Source organism: Bacillus sp. SRB3LM, from assembly GCF_015712745.1.
In the GTDB taxonomy this organism is placed as follows: Bacteria; Bacillota; Bacilli; order Bacillales; family Bacillaceae_G; genus Bacillus_A; species Bacillus_A thuringiensis_K.
The window spans coordinates 168,724-189,502 of the sequence record NZ_VWVQ01000114.1; the positions used below are offsets into that span (position 1 = coordinate 168,724).

Sequence of the window (20,779 nt, forward strand, 5' to 3'; positions counted from 1 at the left end):
TTTCCCCCAAATGCCTTTTTATCCTATTATATCAAACAGTTAATGGAAAATTATGATATTTTAAACAGAAAAAATAGATGCCAGAGTTCTGACACCTATTTCTTCACCATCAATTTTCCTTCATAATCATTCATCGTCTTTATTTCAACGCCTTTATAGTAATGAGCGACGATATCTGTATATTTCTTTCCTTCCGCTGCCATGCCGTTCGCCCCGTATTGACTCATACCAACGCCGTGACCGAAGCCTTTCGTCGTAACGATGATTTTATCTCCCTGTTGTTTCCACGTGAAATCAGACGAACGTAAATCTAACTTTTCACGAACTTCTTTTCCTGTTAATGTTTTCCCTTGAAAAGCTACATCCTTTACGCGCTTTCCTTCCGTAAGGTCTTTAATATTTCCAATCTTCCCGTCTGCTAGCACTTTCACACCGAGACGTTTTTGAAAATCAGCTACTGTAAATGTTTGCTCGCTCGTAAACTTTGGAGAGGCTTGATCCCACGGACTATCTACACTTTTCAAGTACGGATAATCATTTCCCCAATAGTCAGCTGCATTTTCTGTTCGACCATTACTCGTTGAAAAGAAGGATGCTGAAATTGGTTTTCCATCATACGTTAAAACTTGTCCTGCTGTTTTCGAAACGGCTTCTTCGATTTTCTTCAAATTATTTTCGTAGTTATTGCCCCATTGCTTCTTCAATTCATCTTTGCTTTTGTACACTTGATCTTTCACCGTATCTGTCACGTCCGCATTATTTTTCTTCCCTCCGCTTAGCATACGTTGTACTACAAATGTTCTTGCTGCTAATGCCTGTGCCTTTAGTGCCTCTATTTCAAAACTGGCATTCATCTCAGAAGCTACTACACCTGTCACATACTCCTCCATTGGTAATGATTCTACCTTCTTTTGTTTCTCACGATATACAGCAACTTGAACAGCTGTATCCACTTTTCCTGGAGCTGGTATGCTTTCTATCGCTGGAGGAGTTTTAGAGGCCGTTTCTTCCCCTACTTTTGCTTTCGCAAATGGAATAACAAGGGCTGCAGGTACAATGATAACGAGCGCTATTAAGAGCGCTACTGTAATAAAAAGTGGCTTTGAAAATTTCATCCTATTTTCCTCCAATATAAAAGCTTTACTCCATTCATTCTTATGGAACAACTCTTTCTTTTAGAACATACTTAAGGGGAAGAGTATAAAACGGAAATTTTCTAAATATTTTTACTGGTACGTGCATAAGTATAGAATTTATTGACTATAACAGTAATAACCCAAAAAAATAGCCCCTATGTCAAAAGACATAGAGACTATTTTAATTAAGCGTGAAGATCAGAAACTTCTTGTTCTTTCACTTCTTCTACTTTTTCGTTTACACGTTCAATAGTTGCACCTAATGCAGCTAATTTCTTATGGAAGTTTACATAGCCACGGTCAAGATGTTTTAACTCAGTTACACGAGTATAACCTTCTGATACTAAACCAGCTAAGATTAATGCAGCTGCAGCACGTAAGTCAGTTGCTGCTACTTCAGCACCTTGTAAGCTGTTTGGACCGTTCATAATAACAGAACGACCTTCAATTTTAATATCAGCATTCATACGACGGAATTCTTCAACGTGCATAAAGCGGTTTTCGAATACCGTTTCTGTAATCATGCTTGTTCCATCAGCTTGTAGTAATAATGCCATCATTTGTGATTGCATGTCTGTTGGGAAACCTGGGTGAGGCATAGTTTTAATATCAACCGCTTTTAACTTATCTGGGCCGATAACACGTACACCTTCGTTTTCCTCAATAATTTTAACACCCATTTCTTCCATTTTCGCTGTAATTGAGCGTAAATGTTCAGGTACAGCATTTTCAATTAAGATGTCTCCACCAGTAATTGCTGCTGCAACCATGAATGTTCCCGCTTCAATACGGTCAGGAATAATAGAGTGGTTTGCACCATATAATTTATCAACGCCTTCGATACGAATCGTTCCAGTTCCAGCTCCGCGTACTTTCGCTCCCATCGCATTTAAGAAGTTAGCTAAGTCAACGATTTCTGGTTCTTTCGCTGCGTTTTCAAGAATTGTTGTCCCTTTTGCTAATGTAGCTGCAGACATAATGTTTTCTGTCGCGCCTACGCTTGGGAAGTCTAAGTAGATTTTAGCTCCTTTTAGTTCTCCCTCAACATATGCCTCAACAAAACCGTTACCAACCTGTACTTTTGCTCCCATTGCTTCGAAGCCTTTTAAATGTTGGTCAATTGGACGTGAACCAATTGCACATCCACCAGGAAGTGCAATACGAGCACGACCGTTACGTGCTAATAATGGTCCCATTACTTGAACAGATGCACGCATTTTACGTACATATTCAAATGGTGCTTCAATGTTTAGTTCTTTAGAAGAATCGATTGTTACTTGATTATTTTCAAATACGACTTCAGCATTTAAATGACGTAATACCTCATTAATTGTGTATACATCAGACAAAACTGGTACTTCAGATAGTACATTCTTTCCATCACTCGCTAATAGGGCTGCAGCGATTATAGGTAATACAGCATTTTTTGCGCCCTCAACACGCACTGTGCCGTTTAACCGCTTTCCGCCACGGACGATGATCTTTTCCAAATTATTCCCCTCCGTGTCCTTTTTTCAGTATCTATTCACTCAATACTCAGAAGTTATGATCGGTGTGCCAACCACAATTGTATCTTTGTTGTCCGTAGAACGTATTGCTATTTGCACATTTATTTTCTCTCTATTTGTTGAAAGAGCGTCATCCCACTTTTTATTGTATGCGGAGACTGACACAAATGCTCTTTCTTCTACTTGTTCGATCGCTCTTGCTGAAAGATCTTTCAAAACCTGATTGGTTTTATTTTGCAAAACACCTTCAATCTTATCATTCAGTACACCTTGAACACAAGTGTAAATTATAGGTTTTTCACTAAAAATTTTATTCATGTTTTGAACATACTTCGGGTCCCATTTCGCCCCACTCACTTCAAAGATAATGAAAGTGTTTTCTTTAGTATTTTCTTTACTCCAAGTTACTACTACTCGTTCTTCATGAGAAGCAAACTTTTTATAGGATGTAGCTTTATATCCATCTGGAGATTGCTCTACTTCCCACTTTTGAATATTTGCCTTTTCCTTCACATCGTTTAACAACTTTTGAAACGTATGTATGTTAGAAATTGTTTTTGTTTCTCTTGCTAACCATGACCATTTTTCTACTTTAGCATCATTTTTCTCTAAAGCCTTGATCATGCTCTCCATTTTCTGTTCATCGCTTATCGGTTTCATCTCTCTATATCCAACCAAAAATAAAACAACACTAAGTGCAACAATAAGAATGGCTTTAAACTTCAATTTCATCCCCTCCTATCCCCATTGTTAACGGAGATTTGAGGTTCTATACACTTACTTTACTAAATACGTTAAACTCTTCGAATAGCCTAAATAATCAAGGAAAAAGTTACTTACAGATGTCCCAATTGCAATTGTAATTAAGATGAGTAATACTCGCGTCTGCAGCACTTTTCCGGACTTCATTAAACGCTCAATGTGAATGCCTTGTAAGGCCCACCACGTAATGGTAATAAACAATAAATGCGAAACAATGGCAATCAGTGCTTGTTGCCCTAAAAGTTGTGCCAAAAAATCGACCCCTCTTTACTCAGCTACTACTTATGAAAGAATATAAAAACGATACCATAATAAGTAGGAGCTACACTTTTTCAAATGCACATAGACATCTTACATTTTACATCGTGATTTTCTTTCCAAAAACGTATATCTACATTACAAGTTAACACAAAATAAAAAGCGCAGAGTACTGACTCCACACCTTTTATTTTCACTATTGTACCACGTTCCCTAAGAAGAAGAAATCTTTCATTAATGGAAAATATTCATAAAAGAAATTGTACCCAATCATCGGCATAATCCCTAGTATTACAATCGAAATTGCACAAAGACTCATAACAACCTTTATATTTAACGGTAACCGTATTCTCTCTTCTGTCTCTCCGGTGCGGAAAAACATTTGTTGTAAAATACGGAAATAATATACGAATGAAACAACTGTCGTACCCATCATAATCGAAGCTAGTACGTAATGTGCTGGCTCTACATGAAGTGCGCCTAAAAAGATGTTAATCTTTCCAATGAAGCCAGCCGTTCCTGGTATCCCAGCCAGCGATAAAATAAAAACTGTCATCATTATCGCTGTAAATGGCGACCTTTTATATAAACCTGTGAAAATCGTTATATTTTCCTCATCATTTTGTAAGATTAAGCCGTGGATGATAGCAAATGCCCCTATATTCATAAGCATGTATGCCAGCATATAAAACCACATGCTATCCATTGTAAATGGTGATAATGCCACAAGTGGAACGAGTAAATATCCTGCATGAGCAATGCCCGAATAAGCAAATAAACGCTTTATATTGTATTGTTTTAACGCGACTACATTCCCAACAATCATCGTAATACTTGCTAGCACCGCAATATATATACTCATATGTCCATATAAAGATTGCATATCTCCTTGTATTAATACACTTGCAAACACCATAAGGAACAAACGAATAATGAGTAGGAACCCGGCAATTTTAGAAATCGTTCCAAGAAAAGCAGTAACAGGTGTAGCCGCTCCTTCATACACATCAGGTGCCCACATATGAAACGGCACTGTGGCAATTTTAAATGAGAGACCAACTAGCAATAAAAGAAATGCGAGAACTAGCAATAACTGAATACCACTAGCAAGCTCCCCAGTGAGTACCTTTTGCATATCTACAATGTTAGTTGAACCTGTAATACCGTATAAATAACTCATTCCGAAGAGCGTGATCGCTGTTCCAATCCCTCCGCTAATGACATATTTCATTGCCGCTTCATTTGATGCACGGCTTTTTTTTCGTATTCCTACTAAAATATAGGAAGAAAGTGAAAGTAACTCCAAACCAACGAAAAGGGTAATAAAATCAACACTAGAAGCCATGAACATCGCGCCAAGAAGTACCATTAAAAATAAGTAATAATATTCACCCTTATCTTCAATTGGATTCTTCTTATCATCGCTCATTGCGGTGCATAAAATGAGAGCTGAGGCACCTAATAGCAACGTTTTAAACCCTTTTGAAAATCCATCTAACACAAACGATCCATTTAAAATATCTCCCGCTGGTTCGCTATATAGAGTAATTAATGACACGATTGCTAATACGATGGCAGCAATCGCACCAAGAGCTACATATCTATGGTTCAGCTTAAAAAACAAATCACATATGGAAAGAAGGATGGCGGCGCCGAGAATAATAAATTCTGGCACCATTAGATGCCACGATAAGCTAAGTAACGTATTCATATCCATCCTACTTCACCCCCAATGTTTTCAATGTATTTTGAAGCGGATCCCCTAGTATTTCTGGCATAACTCCAATTGCAATAATACAAAAGATAAGTAGTAAAACAGGGACGTACTCCCATCCGTGTATATCAGATTTTGCTTCCCACTCTTTCTTTCCAAATGTCACTTGAAGTGTCGCCCTTAATACATATACAGCGGTTAAAATGATGCCAATCACACCGACTGCAGCAATGACGGGCTCTCCTTGAAATAAACCGAGAAAGGCAAGAAATTCACTAACAAACCCAGACATCCCTGGTAATCCAAGCGAAGCCATTCCTCCTGCTAAAAAGAATCCGCTAAGTATCGGTACACTTTTCGCAAGTCCGCCTAGCACCGTAATATCCGAAGTTCCAAACCGTTGTTCTATAACACCGAGTAGGAAGAAAAGCAAGGCTGCAATTAAACCATGTGATACAACTTGGAATAGTGCTCCTTGTGTACCAGGTGCATTAAGTGAAGCAAGTCCCATTAACACAATTCCCATATGCGAAATACTAGAGTAAGCCAGTACTTTCCTAAAGTCCGTTTGGATGAGCGCTAAAAAGGCACCGTATAATAAATTGATTACGCCTAATATAGCAATTAGCGTTGCAATATCGTGAAAATATTCCGGGAATAGCCCTTTCCCGAAGCGAATAATACCGTACGCTCCAATCTTCAGCAAAACACCCGCATGAAGCATAACTACAGCTGGATGCGCTTCTATGTGTACATTGACCATCCAGCGGTGCAACGGAAAAACAGGTAGTTTAATTGCAAAAGCAATCATTATGGCAATAAATACACTAAGCTGCAAACTACTTGGGATGACGAGTGCTCCCTCTGCGTTTACGCTTCTTAATATCTCTTTCAGCTCCACAATATTTGTTGTACCTGTTTTCGCAAACAAAATTGAGAAAACAATGAGCAAAATAGCTGAGCCAATACCGTTATATATTAAATAACTATACGCAGCCTTTTCACTCGACAATTTTCCCCACTTTCCAATTAATAAGAACATTGGTGGCAACGTAATTTCAAAGAAGATAAAAAACAACATTAAATTTTGAGCAGCAAAGACACCGAGCATTCCTATTTCTAGCATGAGTAACAACATATAAAATGCTTTTAAATTTCTTTTAATAGAAAAGGCTGCAATTGCTGCAAGCATCGCTAGAAGAGCCGTCAGTACCATCATGACAAGTGACAAACCATCAATACCGAGCTCGTAATAAATAGAAAACCACCTTTTATCCACCGCTGTTAAATCTCCGAACTTAATCCATTTCACCTTTTCATCAAATAGTGACAAATTCTTTCCAGAAGCATATGTACAAGCGAGGACTATAGCGATTCCAAATGGAAGTGCCGTCCCAAATAAGCCAAGCGCTCGCACTGTACGCAATTCCTTTTTCGGTGTTAATACAAGCAATAAAATTCCTAAAAGCGGGGAAAAAATGAAGAACGTTAACAACAAATCATTCATCGTAAATCCCCTCCCGTATAGAGCAAAATAATGACGAGTACAGCGAGCGAAACCGCCGTTACAGTACCGTACACTTGTACATTCCCGTTTTGAAGTTTCGAGCCAAGATTACTTGTGCCTTTAACTACACTTCCAATTAAAACTGCAATTCCTTCGACTACATACACTTCAAATAAGCGAAGCACATGAGTGATTCCTTTCGTAATAGAGATCACCGTCATGTTGTATAGTTCATCGACATAATATTTTTCTTTCAAAAGATTATAAAGCGATGTTTCCGTACCCCCAGCCCAATCTCTAGAAATTGATTTCTTGCCATATATGAAATATGCAAGAGCGATTCCCGCAAATGAAACGAGTGTCGCAACAATCATAATCCAAACTGGTCCATGCGCTTCTTCAACCTTAAACCCTACATCTTTCGTCAACCAATCTCCGAGAAACGTCCCAAACCAAGGTGTATTTATATATCCTGCCACTACCGCAAGAACGCCGAGAACAAGCATTGGATACGTCATAACGCGAGGCGATTCATGCACTTCTTCCTTCGTCTTCGCTTCTCCGGTAAAGACAAGAAAGTATAGACGGAACATATAAAACGCTGTTAAAAACGCTGCAATTACTGCTAAAGTAAATAAAACGTAATTGCCATTCATCCAAGTCGCCGCTAAAATTTCATCTTTGCTGAAAAAACCGGAAAGCAGCGGAACACCGCTAATGGCGAGGGTACCTGTTAAAAATAGCATACCAGTTACTTTCATCTTCTTCTGTAAACCGCCCATTTTATTAATGTTTTGCGTATGCACAGCATGAATTACACTTCCTGCTGCCAAAAATAGTAGTGCTTTAAAAAAAGCGTGTGTCGTTAAATGGAATATACCAGCTACATAGCCGGCAGAACCTAACGCAAGCATCATATAACCGAGCTGGCTAACTGTCGAATAAGCAAGCACCCTCTTTATATCTGTTTGCACAAGACCGATAGAGGCCGCAAAGATTGCAGTGAAAGCTCCAACGATTGCCACGGTCTGCATCGCCACTGTACTTGCTGAAAATAAAGGGAACATCGTTGCTACTAAATATACGCCAGCTGCGACCATCGTCGCTGCGTGAATAAGTGCCGAAACGGGCGTTGGCCCTTCCATTGCATCTGGCAACCATGTATGAAGCGGGAATTGACCTGATTTCCCCATCGCCCCGATAAAAATTAATATCGCTGTTATTGTAATCATGTAAGGAGGTAGATCACCTGTATAAATCGCCCTAAATATTGCGTCATATTCAAAACTACCTGCGTACCAAAAAATTAAAATCATCCCGATAAATAAACCAACATCACCAATACGTGTCATAATAAAAGCCTTTTTTGCAGCAGCCTTCGCTTCTTCTTTAAAGAAATAAAAACCAATAAGTAAAAATGAACCAAGGCCAACTAATTCCCAAAATATATAAAGCTGTAATAAATTCGTTGATATAACAAGCCCTAACATCGCAAATGTAAAGAGTCCTAAATATGCGTAAAAGGTTGGTAATCGTTCATCACCTTTCATATAACCTTTCGAATACACATGTACAAGCAGACTCACAAGCGTAACGATAAATAACATTAAAGCTCCTAATGCAGTCACTTCAAAGCCGAATGATATATCCACATCTCCAGCTCTAAGCCACACCCACCTATGCTTCACGCTTGCTTCTGAAAACCTTTCTATTAACACAAGTACCGCAAGTATGAAGGAGAGAAAGACGAAAAAAATACTAAGTACGCTGCTTCCTTCTCTAATTTTCTTCCCGAATATAATAAGTAACAAAAACGAAACGAGTGGGAAAAGCGGTATGAGCCATGCATAATCGATCATTGTTTCCTTCCCCCTTTTTCGGTCACAATGCTATCCTTTGAGCGTATCCATTTCATCCACCTGAACTGTCGTACGATTACGATATAAAGCAATTAAAATAGCGAGCCCTACCGCCGCTTCCGCTGCCGCTACAGCCATCGTAAACAGTGAGAAAATTTGACCTGTTAAATTCGGAAATAAGCCTAATTTACTAAACGCCACTAAGTTTAAATTGGCAGCATTCAGCATTAATTCGATACAAACTAATACGATTACTGTATTCCGCTTTGTTAAAGCTCCAAATAGACCGATGCAAAACAAAATAATCGCAAGTGTTAAATATGCAGAAGCTGGAACGCTACTCATTGGATTCCTCCTCTTTCTCGTCCTTTTTCGCAAGTATAATCGCGCCAACGAGTGCTACAAGTAAAATAACTGAAGTTAGTTCAAATGGGATAATATATTTTGAATAGAGAAGCGTACCGATTTGAAGTGTGTTGTTTTCATGGAGAGGTAAACTTCCTTGTGTGCTTTCATTTGCAAAATCAACATTATTAACAGCGAAATACATAACTGCTCCAAATGCTACAACTGCAAAGAAGATAATCCATTTTCGAAGAGTAAGACGCGATTCATTTTCCGCGTTATGTTTCGTTAACATAATGCCGAAAATCATAATAATTGTGATTGCACCAGAGTAAAGTAAAATTTGTGCAACGCCTATAAATTCGGCTGATAAAAGAAAATACAAACCTGCAATGCTGAGGAATGTTAGAACGAGAGCTAGCATCATGTGCATAACTTTCGTTAAGTTCAACATAAGAACACCGCCGATAATTGCAGACAAGGATAGTATAAAGAATGCTACAAACTCGCCATTCATGCCTTATTCTCCTTCCTGACGTTTTCGTCGTTTTCGTCAAGCCACTGCAAATTTTTAAATAAATCATCACGTGAATATTCCGCGAGTTCAAAGTTATTTGTCATGACAATTGCCTCTGTCGGACAAACTTCTGTACATAAGTCACAAAGAATACAAATTTCAAAATTAATATCGTACGTGTCGATAATTTTCCCTTTTTTCGTAGGATCCGGATGTTTCTTTCCTGTTAACTGAATACAGTCTGTCGGACAAATGTTAGAGCATTGATTACAAACAATACATTTCTCCGGATAAAATTTTTGAATCCCCCGAAAACGGTCTGGCAACGGCAACGGTTGATTTGGATAATCATACGTTACCTTCTTCTTACTCAAATTACTTAATGTATATTTTAACCCTTTAAATAGTCCTTTCATCTCTTACTGGCACCCCCCTCATAGATTAGAAGAATAACTCCTTAATCAATGCCGTTAAGAAAATATTTGCAAGTGCAATCGGCAATAATACTTTCCATCCAAATTCCATTAACTGGTCACCTCTTATACGCGGAAACGTAACGCGGAACCAAATTAATAGAAAGACTACACTGCTAAATTTCAAAGCAAACCATACGGCACCTGGGATAAATCCAAGAAACATGACTGGATTCCATCCTCCTAAAAAGAGCACTGTAATTAACCATGCCATCCCGAAGAAATATACGTACTCTGAAAGCATGAAAAACGCCCAGCGAAACCCTGAGTATTCCGTATGATATCCAGAAACAAGTTCTGACTCCGCTTCTGGCAAATCGAACGGCGTCCTATTTAACTCTGCAACTGCTGCGATTAAGAAAACGACGAAGCCAATTGGCTGTACGAAAATGTACCAAACCTTCTCCTGCGCCGCTACAATCTCATTTAAATTCAGGCTACCAGCTAACAAAACGATACCAATTACACTCATTACGAGCGGAATCTCATAAGAAATCATTTGCGCCGCCGCACGCATCCCTCCTAAAAGGGAATATTTATTATTCGATGCCCATCCCCCAGTTACAACACCTATCGTCGTAATACCGGAAACAGCAATATAATAAAGTAACCCGACTCCAATATCTGCAAATTGAAATTTATCAGTGAACGGGATAACTGCAAGCACCATAAATGCTGGTGCAAATGCAATGACAGGCGCTAATATAAACAGCGGTTTATCTGCTGCTTTCGGAATACTATCTTCTTTCAATAATAGTTTTAAAACATCAGCTACCGTTTGCAGTAAACCGAATCGGCCTCCAACCTGGTTTGGTCCAATCCGCCCTTGCATAAACCCCATCACTTTCCGTTCTGCCAAAATTCCATATGTAACGAAGCCAAGGACTGCAAATAGTAGAAGTACCGCTAATCCGAAAAAAATGAAGAAATTCGTCCAGCTTGAAGGTGATTGTAAGAGCGTCTCAATCATTAGCCATCAACCTCCCCAAGTACAATATCAACTCCACCTAAAATCGTAATTAAATTAGCGATGTTTTCACCTTTTAATAACTTCGGTAAAATTTGCAAGTTATAAAAAGATGGCCTACGAAACTTCAAACGGTACGGCTCTTTCTTTCCGTCACTAGCGATATAACAACCAATCTCTCCGCGCGGCGATTCGATACGTACAAACGCTTCTCCCTTAGGTGCCTTAATAATTTTCGGTACTTTTGCCAGCACAGCTCCATCTTTCGGGAACTGCTGAACCGCTTGCTCAACAATCTTTAAAGACTCCTCGATTTCTTGCATTCGGCAAACGTAGCGATCCCAAGCATCTCCCACGCTTCTAACAGGAATATCAAAATCAAAACGATCATAAATCGAATACGGCTCATCTTTGCGGAGATCCCAGTTTACTCCAGTGCACCGCAAATTTGCTCCGCTTAAAGAATACGAAATCGCTTCTTCCGCGCTATATATACCAACGCCTTTCACACGATTTAAGAAAATCTCATTACCGCTAACAAGATCATGATAACCTGCCAGTTGCTCTCTCATATACGGAACAAACTCTTCCACCTTTTCAATCCAACCATCTGGCGCATCCCACTTCACACCACCAACTCTCATATAGTTAAAAGTAAGCCGTGCCCCGCATAATTCATTTAATAAATTTATAATCATCTCTCGTTCACGAAACGCGTACAGAAACGGGCTGACCGCTCCTATATCAAGAAGATTCGTCCCCCACCAAACGAGATGGCTCGCAATTCTTCCTAGCTCCATCGCAAGTACTCGCAAGTATTCGGCACGCTCCGGAATTTCAAGCCCCATCATCGTCTCTACAGCATGGCAAATGACGTAATTATTCGTCATGGCTGATAAATAGTCCATTCGATCTGTATAAGGGATAATTTGCGTATACTGTAAGCTCTCAGCAATCTTTTCCGTCCCGCGATGCAAATACCCAATAACCGGTGTAGCTTCTTTAATAATTTCCCCGTCAATCTTAATTACGAGCCTGAACACACCATGTGTACTCGGATGCTGAGGTCCTACATTCAAAAGCATCTCTTCCGTGCGGATCATAGCTACACCTCCACATCATACGGTTCATAGTCTTTTCTAAGCGGATATCCTACCCAATCATCTGGCATTAAAATACGCGTTAAATTCGGATGCCCTTTAAATACAATACCGAGCAAATCGTACGCTTCTCTCTCCGGCCAGTCAGCCCCTTTCCAAAGCGCTGTCACAGATTCGACTTGCGGCGCTTCCCGGTCTAGCTTTACCTTCACCGCTACCGATTGTTTCTTACCATATGAAAACAAATGAACATACACTTCCATATGTGTCACAAAATCCGTCGCATGTAGCTCTGACATATAATCAAAAGCAAGTCCCTCATGGAATCGCAGTAACTCCATCACTTCATAATATTTTTCGGGATCCACCACAAGAGTTGGCACATCCTTTGACAGTTTATTAATATAGGAATCTACTAATGCACCCTCTCCTAACTTCTCCCTAATAGCCTCAACATACTGATTTAAATACGGCTGATTTACGGACAGTTCTTCCTGCTTCGGCTCATCCTCTTTCTTACCTTCAGCCCCCTTTGTCTTCGCTCTTGCAGCCGCTGCTGCTTTTGCTTTTGCCGCTGCAATTGCCTTTGCCTTTTCATCTCCCGAATCCCCATCACCTTGCGAGGCTTTCTGCTTCGCCAATGCTGCCGCTTTTGCCTTGGCCGCTGCCGCTGCCTTCGCCTTCGCTTTTTCTTCTTCCGTTACTTCTTCTGTTCCTTCTCTTTTCTGCTTCGCTAACGCCGCCGCTTTTGCTTTGGCAGCCGCTGCTGCCTTCGCCTTGCCTTTCGCTTTTTCTTCTTCCGTTACTTCTTCTGTTCCTTCTCTTTTCTGCTTCGCTAACGCTGCCGCTTTTGCCTTGGCCGCTGCCACCGCCTTCGCCTTGCCTTTCGCTTTTTCTTCTTCCGTTACTTCTTCTGTTCCTTCTCTTTTCTGCTTCGCTAACGCCGCCGCTTTTGCTTTGGCAGCTGCTGCTGCACGTCGTTTTGCTTCTTCTATAGTAATATCATTATTTTTTGGTAGCGCTTTCTCTTTTTCTTGACCTTCTTCCTCAAGCTTACTTATTTCCGCCTCGTGTTTCGCTACAAGGCGTTTTCTCGCCTCTTCTTTTGCACGCCTAGCTGCTTCTTTTTTCAACTCCTCTAAATCTTTATTTGGATTACTCATTTATTCGTCACCTGCTTCCCGGTCTTTGCTTCGTAACGAATTTTTTCTTTTAATTTATTAATTCCATAAATTAAAGCAGCTGGATTTGGGGGACAACCAGGAATATACACATCAACTGGTACAATTTGGTCTACACCTTTTACAACAGCATATGAATTTACATACGGACCACCTGCTGTCGCACAAGATCCCATCGCAATAACCCATTTCGGTTCGGGCATTTGATCATATAAGCGCCGAACAATAGGAGCCATCTTCTTCGTTACCGTTCCCGATACAATCATGACGTCCGATTGCCTTGGTGAAGTCCGAAAAAATGACCCAAATCGATCTAAATCATAATGTGATGAGCCTACTCCCATCATTTCAATTGCACAGCACGCCAGTCCGAATGTCATCGGCCATAAAGAATTGCTCCTCGCCCATCCTTTCAACTGTTCCAATGTAGAAAAAAAGATATTTCGTTCTAATTCTGCTCGTTCATTTGGATGTAATTCCTCAAAATTTATAACCATTGTAACACCTTCTTTTTCCAAGCATACGCTAATCCAACTAGCAACATTACAACAAAGATGAGCATTTCAATTAATGCAAATAAACCTAGCTTGTCATACGCAACAGCCCAAGGATATAAAAATAAAGTTTCTACATCAAAGATCACAAACAATAAAGCGAAAATATAATAACGAGCATGAAACCGAATGTTTGCATCATGAAAAGGCTCAATTCCACTCTCATACGTCGTCGCCTTTGCTGCACTTGGTTTATTTGGGCGCAGCATCCTGCCTAATGTAAGAGCCACTACCGGCAGCAATATACCTAATAGCAAGAAAATCAAAACGATCATATAACTATTTTCATATACACTTGCCATTGTGAAACCCTCCCCCCTAAATTAAGAACAAGTTCACATAGTAAACAATATGTCCTAGTTGCAGTAATTATTATTTTTAAATTTTTCTAAATAATGCAACTATTATAATCATTATAGCAAACTTCAAATTCCTATGTCGATATGTTGGGAGACAGAAACAAGAATTATTAAAATCTATCTTTACAACTTGCTATAATTGTGCAAAATAAATATAAAACTTATATATGCTTTTCAAGAAACCGTAGGTGATATAAATGAAAAAACAAACACATGTAAGTATTCTTATAAGCATTGTATTGCTGTCTATAACGCTTCACTATGTAGCGATGCCTTTTCTGTATGAATACTCATTTCCTTTTCAGCTATTAATCGGAACGAGTACCCTATTAATTGATATTATCGCTTGTAGTTATATACTTTATTTTTCAAACATGAAAGAAGGGCTATCTCGTTTATTTTGGATCATATTATCTGTTGGAGCTCTCTCTTATTTTATCGGTGATATAGTCGTTGCCTATCAGCGTTTAATTGTAAAAGACTTCTATACGTTCGTTGATCCATCTGACTTTTTTTACTTACTTTTTTTAGTTAGCTTTACGTTTGCCTTTCTATACGAAATCATTTACAACCGAGATTTATTAGAAAAACTTTTTATGCTATGTGATATTTGTATTATCGTTACAGCCCAATTTACTTTAAGTTACTACTTACTTATTGAACGAACTATTCACATCTTTACAACATCCTATATCGACATATTTGTTCAACTTACCTATCCAATGGCTGATTTACTCTTTCTCTTAATAGGAATCAACCTTTTATTTAAACCACTATCCTTATTACCTAAAAAGGTCGGTGCACTTCTTGGCAGTGCTTTAATTTTATATGCTACTACAGATGCGATTTATGCTTATATAAAATACTTCATACCAGAGTATTCTATGTTTACAGTTACTCCTTTCTATCAAGTAACCTTAGCACTAGTAGCAATCGCCTGTATTCTCCATACAAAAGAGCCTGAAAAACAAGAACAAGTACTACTAACACCTAAAATTGGTGAATCAATCCGATTATCATTACCGTATATTTCGGTAGTAATGCTTATTGTTTTTATATTAGTTGAATACGTTTTTGCGCCTATTATAGTAATCGGACTTATAATAACTTTCTCTTTCGTTCTCATACGTCATAGTTTAGTTCGAAAACAAAATAAAATATTATTGCTAGCTCAAATGCAATTCAACTCAGAACTCGAGAAACAAATTAAACTACGTACAGAAGATTTAGTAGAACAGAAAAATGAACTTTATCATAATCAACAAATGTTTAAATCTTTATACGAGCATCATCCAGATCCAATCTTCACATTAGATTTGTACGGCAATTTTCTCAAAGTAAATAACGCTGGTACTACTTTACTCGGTTATCAAACGAATGAATTATTAAACCAGCCTTACTACTCACTCATATACGAAGAAGATTTAGAAGAAATGATTAACGCCTTTCATCGTGTGAAAAAGGGATATTCTATCTCTTTAGAAATACGGGCATACCATAAAAACAGAGATATTTACTACTTGCACGTTACCGCCGTACCGATCTTTTTAAAGGAGAAAATTTCTGGGGTTTATTTAATGATTAAAGATATTACGGAAAGCAAACAACAACAAGAACAAATCAACTTCCTAGCATACCATGATACTTTAACAGAGCTTGCAAATCGTCGTGCATTTCATCAACATTTAGAACAAGCAATTGCACGAGCAAAAATATCGAAAAAGCCTTTTGCTGTTATGTTTCTCGACCTAGACCGTTTTAAAGTTATTAATGATACCCTCGGTCATCGAGTAGGAGACCTATTACTCATCGCAGTAGCAAAAAGGCTCGAAAAAATAGCAACATCAAATATGAAACTCGCACGGCTAGCTGGGGATGAGTTCACAATCCTTATCGAGAATTACAAAAAAAAGCCAGATGTCCAAAAAATAGCTGATAGGATTGTGGGGGCCATGAATGAGCCATTTGAAATCGAAAATCAACATTTACAAATCTCACCGAGCATCGGAATTGCAATATATCCTGAAGCAGGTGAAGATCCGCTATCCATTTTGCAGCATGCTGATATGGCCATGTACGAAGCAAAGAATAAAGGAAAAAACGGTAGCTCTCTTTACACGAAAGAACTATATAAAAAAATGGAACGAAAAGCTCGAATCGAAAAAGATTTGCCAATCGCTTTAGTAAACAAAGAATTTTATCTCGTTTATCAACCACAAATTGATACGACAACAAATAAAATTATCGGTGCTGAAGCTTTAATACGTTGGAAACACCCACTATTAGGTGACATTTCACCATGTGAGTTTATTCCAATTGTAGAAGAGACGCCACAAGTAGTCCCACTTGGACATTGGGTATTACAAGAAGCTTGTCTCCAATTAAAAATATGGCATACCTTTGGCTACCAAAATTTAAAAATAAGTGTTAATCTATCCGCAAAAGAGTTCCGGCAAGATCAATTAATCGAAAGCATTTCACAAATATTAAACGACGTGCAAGTCGATCCAAAATATGTAACCCTTGAGTTAACAGAAAGAATTGCAATGATTGACGAGAAAGAAACGTTATTAAGACTGAAGCAATTAAAAGAGTACGGTATCCAAACTTCCATTGATGACTTCGGTACTGGGTATTCTTCTCTTGCTTATTTATCAATTTTTCCAATCGATACATTAAAAGTACCGAGAGAATTTACACAATTAGCTGATCATCGTCCTGAAGAACGAGCCATCGTTTCTACAATACTTTCCCTCGCAAATACTTTAAATCTTTCAGTCGTTGCCGAAGGAATTGAAACCGAAAAACAACTTAAGTTTCTGCAAAAACATAACTGTAAATATATGCAAGGTTACTATTTCAGTAAACCACTTACTAGTAATGAGTTTATAAAGTTTCTACAAAAAACCCCCAGTATGAACAAATAATTCATACCGGGGGTTTTTTAGTGCTAAATATTTTTCTCATAATATTCTTCTGCGATCTCTTCGTAAAAAGCTGCAGATGTTGTATAGAAATATGGAATTAACCATAAGAATCCAATCCCTAATGTAATACAACTTAATATAAACCAGCCAATAAAACTTAAACATAAAATGAAATACTCCATCTTATGTCCATCCATCATACGACGACTTTCTGTAATAGCCTGGTTCAGTGAATACTCAGGATGATCGTTTATAATAAAGTATGTCATCGCATAAGAAAATGATTTAATAATACCTGGAATAATGAACAATAACATCCATAAGAAAAGATAAAGATTTACTAATAAATATAATAAAAATGATTTTAGAAATCTCTTTCCCTCTGAAAACCAAACGAATACATTACCAATACTAGCTTGCTTTTCACGAAGGATATTTAAACCAAGATAATATCCACCTAAAGTTAACGGTCCAGTAACAAAAAATGTAAGAATATTCGTTGAAAGTGAACCATTTGTTTTTTGCCAACCGAAAATTAAAGAAAATCCCCAATCAACACTAAAACTAAAAGCCGTGATAAGAATTGAAATGAGTAGTGTAGCTCCAACAGCTAATCCCCATTTTCCCTCTAATGAATCTAGTGCTTCTCCTTTTAAATCACTAATCATGCGTAGCCTCGCCTCCTATACACAATAATTCTATTAGTATAGCATGTTCCTATTGAAATTCACCTTTTGAAATATAGCGATAAAAGTGTGCTGTCGTCGTACTCATATACGGACTAAGCCAAAGAAATCCTATTCCAAAAGTAAAAAGCGCTAAAATAGCCCATCCTATGAAGCTCAGCCATAAAAGAAACAAATCTAACTTATGACCCTTCATAAGATTCTTACTTTCCTTCATCGCCTGCGAAACACTATATTCTGGATTTTCAATCATCACATAATACGTCAGTGCATAAGAAAAATACATCACAATCATACCAACAATTGAAATTGCTAATAGTACGAAGAAAGCTATTGCAAATGACGTATTCCCTTCTTCACCTAACAATGCAAATAAGCCTATTAACAGCATCGGAATCCATGTACCTGTATATAACAAAATAGCAAGCATTGCCCACATTGTTTTCATCATTCTTTTAAAGCCACGAAATCCTTCAAATAAGTAATCTACTTTAGCATCTTCTCGTTTACTAATCTGTAAAAATACATTTGTATAACCATATGACGTAATCCCATACGATGCGTTACTCAAAATTATCATAATGAAATAAAAAATCCCAAAGGTAATACCTGCTCCAATTGACATCGTTTCCTCTTCAAATGATCCAGTTAAGCTTGCAACTGAGAGAAATATAATAATTCCTGGAATTAATAGTATAAGCATTGCAGCCATCGAAACGACATAACTTAAAATAAAATATAAAATTGTTGATCCAACACCTAGTCCCCATTTTCCCTTTAAAGAGTACAATGCTTCTCGCTTCATTTCACCAATCATTGATTCATCCCCTTTATGAAATATAAATTGTTGTACACTTCTACTTATACAAGCATCAATATAATTATACCAGTTTTGTAAAATTATCCATAAAACAAACAAAAAAAAAAATCCGTAAAGGCAAAGCCCTTACGGATTTTTTTACTTCATATCGGAAACGTTTAAACGGTTCACGGCACGTTGTAATGCCATTTCTGCACGTTTAAAGTCAACATGTGCTTGTTTATCTTGCAGACGTTGCTCAGCGCGACGCTTCGCTTCATTTGCGCGATGGATATCGATATGGTTTGCTTCTTCAGCAGATGATGATAATACAGTCACTTTATCTGGACGAACTTCGATAAAGCCACCGCTTACTGCTACATAATCAGTGTGTCCACCATTTTTCAGACGAACTGCACTAATTTTTAATGGTGCAACAGTTGGAATGTGACCTGGTAAGATCCCCATTTCCCCACTCTCTGCTTTTACACTTACCATTTCTACTTCTTTTTCGTAAACCGGTCCATCAGGAGTTACAATACTGACTGGAAATGTCTTCATACTTCGTCCCTCCTAAGGCCTTACGCCATCATTTTCTTCGCGTTTTCAATAACTTCTTCAATGCCACCTACTAAGCGGAATGCATCTTCTGGAAGGTCATCATATTTTCCTTCTAGAATTTCTTTGAAACCACTAACTGTATTTTTTACAGGTACGTAAGAACCTTTTTGACCTGTAAACTGCTCAGCTACGTGGAAGTTTTGAGATAAGAAGAATTGAATACGACGAGCACGATGTACAACTAACTTATCTTCTTCAGATAACTCATCCATACCTAAGATAGCGATGATATCTTGAAGCTCTTTATAACGTTGTAAAGTTTGCTGTACTTGACGAGCTACTTCATAATGCTCTTCTCCTACGATTTCTGGAGAAAGTGCACGAGATGTAGATGCTAATGGATCTACGGCTGGATAAATACCCATTTGCGTTAAACGACGCTCTAAGTTTGTTGTTGCATCTAAGTGAGCGAACGTTGTAGCTGGTGCTGGGTCAGTATAGTCATCGGCTGGTACATATACCGCTTGGATAGACGTGATAGACCCTTTATTTGTAGATGTAATACGCTCTTGTAATTGACCCATTTCTGTTGCAAGTGTTGGTTGGTAACCTACCGCAGATGGCATACGACCAAGAAGGGCAGATACTTCAGAACCCGCTTGCGTGAAACGGAAGATGTTATCGATGAACAGAAGTACGTCTTGTCCTTGCTCATCACGGAAATGCTCAGCCATTGTTAAACCTGTTAATGCAACACGTTGACGTGCTCCAGGTGGCTCGTTCATTTGTCCGAATACCATCGCAGTTTTCTTGATTACGCCAGAATCGCTCATTTCGTGGTATAAGTCATTACCCTCACGAGTACGCTCACCTACACCAGCGAATACAGAGATACCACCGTGCTCTTGTGCGATGTTGTTAATTAATTCCTGAATTAATACTGTTTTACCTACGCCGGCACCACCGAATAGGCCGATCTTACCACCCTTAATGTAAGGAGCAAGTAAGTCTACTACTTTAATACCAGTTTCAAGAATTTCTACTTTAGTAGATAATTCTTCGAATGCAGGTGCTTGACGGTGAATTGGATCACGATGTACATCTGCAGGAACCTCACCATCTAAGTCAATTGCATCACCTAATACGTTAAATACGCGACCAAGTGTTACATCACCAACTGGTACAGAGATTGGTTTACCAGTATCTTCTACTTCTGTGCCACGAACAAGTCCATCTGTGGAAGACATCGCAACTGTACGAACTGTATCATCACCTAAATGAAGTGCAACTTCAAATGTTAAGTTAATACTTCCGTTTTCGTTGCTTTGTTTTACCGTAAGGGCGTTGTAGATTTCTGGTAGCTTTCCGCCATCAAACTTAACGTCTACAACCGGACCCATGATTTGCGTAACGCGCCCTTTATTCATCGGGTTCCCTCCTAGCTTTCTTTTAATTAGCCAACTTTCTACGAGCAGCTAGCTTTTAATTTTTTATTGGTTTATAGCTTACGCGACTCTTTTGACAGAGCCGCTTCCACTTTTTATTGAATCTAGTTCCAGCGGCTAG

At 38.5% G+C, this 20,779-nt stretch carries 20 protein-coding genes; 1 reads left to right on the top strand and 19 read right to left on the bottom strand.

The window, feature by feature from the left end:
- Positions 1–95: 95 nt before the first annotated feature.
- The 15 genes from spoIID to nuoA form a co-directional block, all read right to left on the bottom strand.
- Entirely contained in the window at positions 96–1,115 is a 1,020-nt protein-coding gene (gene spoIID, locus F3I02_RS33195) for a stage II sporulation protein D (protein ID WP_000672650.1), read from the bottom strand.
- 206 nt (positions 1,116–1,321) lie between these two features.
- Positions 1,322–2,626: a UDP-N-acetylglucosamine 1-carboxyvinyltransferase gene (gene murA, locus F3I02_RS33200; protein ID WP_000411274.1), complete on the bottom strand. Its 1,305-nt coding sequence runs from the start codon at positions 2,624–2,626 to the stop codon at positions 1,322–1,324.
- A gap of 39 nt (positions 2,627–2,665) precedes the next feature.
- Entirely contained in the window at positions 2,666–3,370 is a 705-nt protein-coding gene (locus F3I02_RS33205) for a YwmB family TATA-box binding protein (RefSeq protein WP_175423373.1), read from the bottom strand.
- A gap of 51 nt (positions 3,371–3,421) precedes the next feature.
- Complete coding sequence (locus tag F3I02_RS33210) at positions 3,422–3,658, bottom strand: DUF1146 family protein (protein WP_000057889.1); 237 nt, start codon at positions 3,656–3,658, stop codon at positions 3,422–3,424.
- Positions 3,659–3,860: 202 nt separating this feature from the next.
- The gene (nuoN, locus tag F3I02_RS33215; RefSeq protein ID WP_374058669.1) at positions 3,861–5,375 is read right to left on the bottom strand and encodes an NADH-quinone oxidoreductase subunit NuoN; all 1,515 of its coding nucleotides are present in this window, start codon (positions 5,373–5,375) and stop codon (positions 3,861–3,863) included.
- Positions 5,376–5,382: 7 nt separating this feature from the next.
- A complete protein-coding gene (locus F3I02_RS33220; RefSeq protein ID WP_061884787.1) occupies positions 5,383–6,885 on the bottom strand; it encodes an NADH-quinone oxidoreductase subunit M in 1,503 nt (500 codons plus the stop codon).
- Positions 6,882–8,744, bottom strand: a complete 1,863-nt coding sequence (nuoL, locus tag F3I02_RS33225; protein WP_163050865.1) for an NADH-quinone oxidoreductase subunit L — start codon at positions 8,742–8,744, stop codon at positions 6,882–6,884. Before nuoL ends, F3I02_RS33220 begins: the two co-directional genes overlap by 4 nt.
- Positions 8,745–8,774: 30 nt before the next feature.
- On the bottom strand, positions 8,775–9,089 hold the full coding sequence (gene nuoK / locus F3I02_RS33230) for an NADH-quinone oxidoreductase subunit NuoK (protein WP_000100079.1): 315 nt from the start codon (positions 9,087–9,089) through the stop codon (positions 8,775–8,777).
- Positions 9,082–9,606: an NADH-quinone oxidoreductase subunit J gene (locus F3I02_RS33235; protein ID WP_001012813.1), complete on the bottom strand. Its 525-nt coding sequence runs from the start codon at positions 9,604–9,606 to the stop codon at positions 9,082–9,084. The genes nuoK and F3I02_RS33235 overlap by 8 nt, the downstream gene beginning before the upstream one ends.
- Positions 9,603–10,022 (bottom strand): NADH-quinone oxidoreductase subunit NuoI, encoded by a 420-nt coding sequence (gene nuoI / locus F3I02_RS33240; protein ID WP_000677191.1) that lies wholly within the window; start codon positions 10,020–10,022, stop codon positions 9,603–9,605. The genes F3I02_RS33235 and nuoI overlap by 4 nt, the downstream gene beginning before the upstream one ends.
- Positions 10,023–10,047: 25 nt before the next feature.
- The gene (gene nuoH, locus F3I02_RS33245) at positions 10,048–11,049 is read right to left on the bottom strand and encodes an NADH-quinone oxidoreductase subunit NuoH (protein ID WP_196478845.1); all 1,002 of its coding nucleotides are present in this window, start codon (positions 11,047–11,049) and stop codon (positions 10,048–10,050) included.
- Entirely contained in the window at positions 11,049–12,149 is a 1,101-nt protein-coding gene (nuoD, locus tag F3I02_RS33250) for an NADH-quinone oxidoreductase subunit NuoD (protein ID WP_074593520.1), read from the bottom strand. Before nuoD ends, nuoH begins: the two co-directional genes overlap by 1 nt.
- 2 nt (positions 12,150–12,151) lie before the next feature.
- Positions 12,152–13,309, bottom strand: coding sequence for an NADH-quinone oxidoreductase subunit C (locus F3I02_RS33255; protein ID WP_196478846.1), 1,158 nt, complete (start codon positions 13,307–13,309; stop codon positions 12,152–12,154).
- Entirely contained in the window at positions 13,306–13,824 is a 519-nt protein-coding gene (gene nuoB / locus F3I02_RS33260) for an NADH-quinone oxidoreductase subunit NuoB (protein ID WP_000236331.1), read from the bottom strand. The genes F3I02_RS33255 and nuoB overlap by 4 nt, the downstream gene beginning before the upstream one ends.
- On the bottom strand, positions 13,815–14,183 hold the full coding sequence (gene nuoA, locus F3I02_RS33265) for an NADH-quinone oxidoreductase subunit NuoA (RefSeq protein WP_000179273.1): 369 nt from the start codon (positions 14,181–14,183) through the stop codon (positions 13,815–13,817). The genes nuoB and nuoA overlap by 10 nt, the downstream gene beginning before the upstream one ends.
- Before the next feature lie 254 nt (positions 14,184–14,437).
- On the opposite strand from nuoA, the gene F3I02_RS33270 reads away from it, so the two are divergent.
- Positions 14,438–17,167, top strand: coding sequence for an EAL domain-containing protein (locus F3I02_RS33270; RefSeq protein ID WP_163050862.1), 2,730 nt, complete (start codon positions 14,438–14,440; stop codon positions 17,165–17,167).
- Positions 17,168–17,190: 23 nt separating this feature from the next.
- Here F3I02_RS33270 and F3I02_RS33275 read toward each other — a convergent pair whose 3' ends face one another.
- The 4 genes from F3I02_RS33275 to atpD form a co-directional block, all read right to left on the bottom strand.
- On the bottom strand, positions 17,191–17,835 hold the full coding sequence (locus tag F3I02_RS33275) for a DUF975 family protein (protein ID WP_046946594.1): 645 nt from the start codon (positions 17,833–17,835) through the stop codon (positions 17,191–17,193).
- Between the two features lie 49 nt (positions 17,836–17,884).
- Positions 17,885–18,670, bottom strand: coding sequence for a DUF975 family protein (locus F3I02_RS33280; protein WP_000578832.1), 786 nt, complete (start codon positions 18,668–18,670; stop codon positions 17,885–17,887).
- A gap of 141 nt (positions 18,671–18,811) precedes the next feature.
- Positions 18,812–19,213: a F0F1 ATP synthase subunit epsilon gene (gene atpC / locus F3I02_RS33285; RefSeq protein ID WP_000847211.1), complete on the bottom strand. Its 402-nt coding sequence runs from the start codon at positions 19,211–19,213 to the stop codon at positions 18,812–18,814.
- Between the two features lie 20 nt (positions 19,214–19,233).
- Entirely contained in the window at positions 19,234–20,640 is a 1,407-nt protein-coding gene (gene atpD / locus F3I02_RS33290; protein ID WP_001032593.1) for a F0F1 ATP synthase subunit beta, read from the bottom strand.
- Between the last annotated feature and the right edge of the window lie 139 nt (positions 20,641–20,779).

Coding starts and splice junctions, on each gene's coding strand:
- F3I02_RS33255 (WP_196478846.1), bottom strand. CDS start 13,309: ATGAGTAATCCAAATAAAGATTTAGAGGAGTTGAAAAAAGAAGCAGCT.
- nuoI (WP_000677191.1), bottom strand. CDS start 10,022: ATGAAAGGACTATTTAAAGGGTTAAAATATACATTAAGTAATTTGAGT.
- spoIID (WP_000672650.1), bottom strand. CDS start 1,115: ATGAAATTTTCAAAGCCACTTTTTATTACAGTAGCGCTCTTAATAGCG.
- F3I02_RS33275 (WP_046946594.1), bottom strand. CDS start 17,835: ATGATTAGTGATTTAAAAGGAGAAGCACTAGATTCATTAGAGGGAAAA.
- nuoB (WP_000236331.1), bottom strand. CDS start 13,824: ATGGTTATAAATTTTGAGGAATTACATCCAAATGAACGAGCAGAATTA.
- nuoA (WP_000179273.1), bottom strand. CDS start 14,183: ATGGCAAGTGTATATGAAAATAGTTATATGATCGTTTTGATTTTCTTG.
- F3I02_RS33220 (WP_061884787.1), bottom strand. CDS start 6,885: ATGAATGATTTGTTGTTAACGTTCTTCATTTTTTCCCCGCTTTTAGGA.
- nuoN (WP_374058669.1), bottom strand. CDS start 5,375: ATGAATACGTTACTTAGCTTATCGTGGCATCTAATGGTGCCAGAATTT.
- atpD (WP_001032593.1), bottom strand. CDS start 20,640: ATGAATAAAGGGCGCGTTACGCAAATCATGGGTCCGGTTGTAGACGTT.
- F3I02_RS33280 (WP_000578832.1), bottom strand. CDS start 18,670: ATGATTGGTGAAATGAAGCGAGAAGCATTGTACTCTTTAAAGGGAAAA.
- nuoL (WP_163050865.1), bottom strand. CDS start 8,744: ATGATCGATTATGCATGGCTCATACCGCTTTTCCCACTCGTTTCGTTT.
- nuoH (WP_196478845.1), bottom strand. CDS start 11,049: ATGATTGAGACGCTCTTACAATCACCTTCAAGCTGGACGAATTTCTTC.
- nuoD (WP_074593520.1), bottom strand. CDS start 12,149: ATGATCCGCACGGAAGAGATGCTTTTGAATGTAGGACCTCAGCATCCG.
- nuoK (WP_000100079.1), bottom strand. CDS start 9,089: ATGAGTAGCGTTCCAGCTTCTGCATATTTAACACTTGCGATTATTTTG.
- F3I02_RS33235 (WP_001012813.1), bottom strand. CDS start 9,606: ATGAATGGCGAGTTTGTAGCATTCTTTATACTATCCTTGTCTGCAATT.
- atpC (WP_000847211.1), bottom strand. CDS start 19,213: ATGAAGACATTTCCAGTCAGTATTGTAACTCCTGATGGACCGGTTTAC.
- F3I02_RS33270 (WP_163050862.1), top strand. CDS start 14,438: ATGAAAAAACAAACACATGTAAGTATTCTTATAAGCATTGTATTGCTG.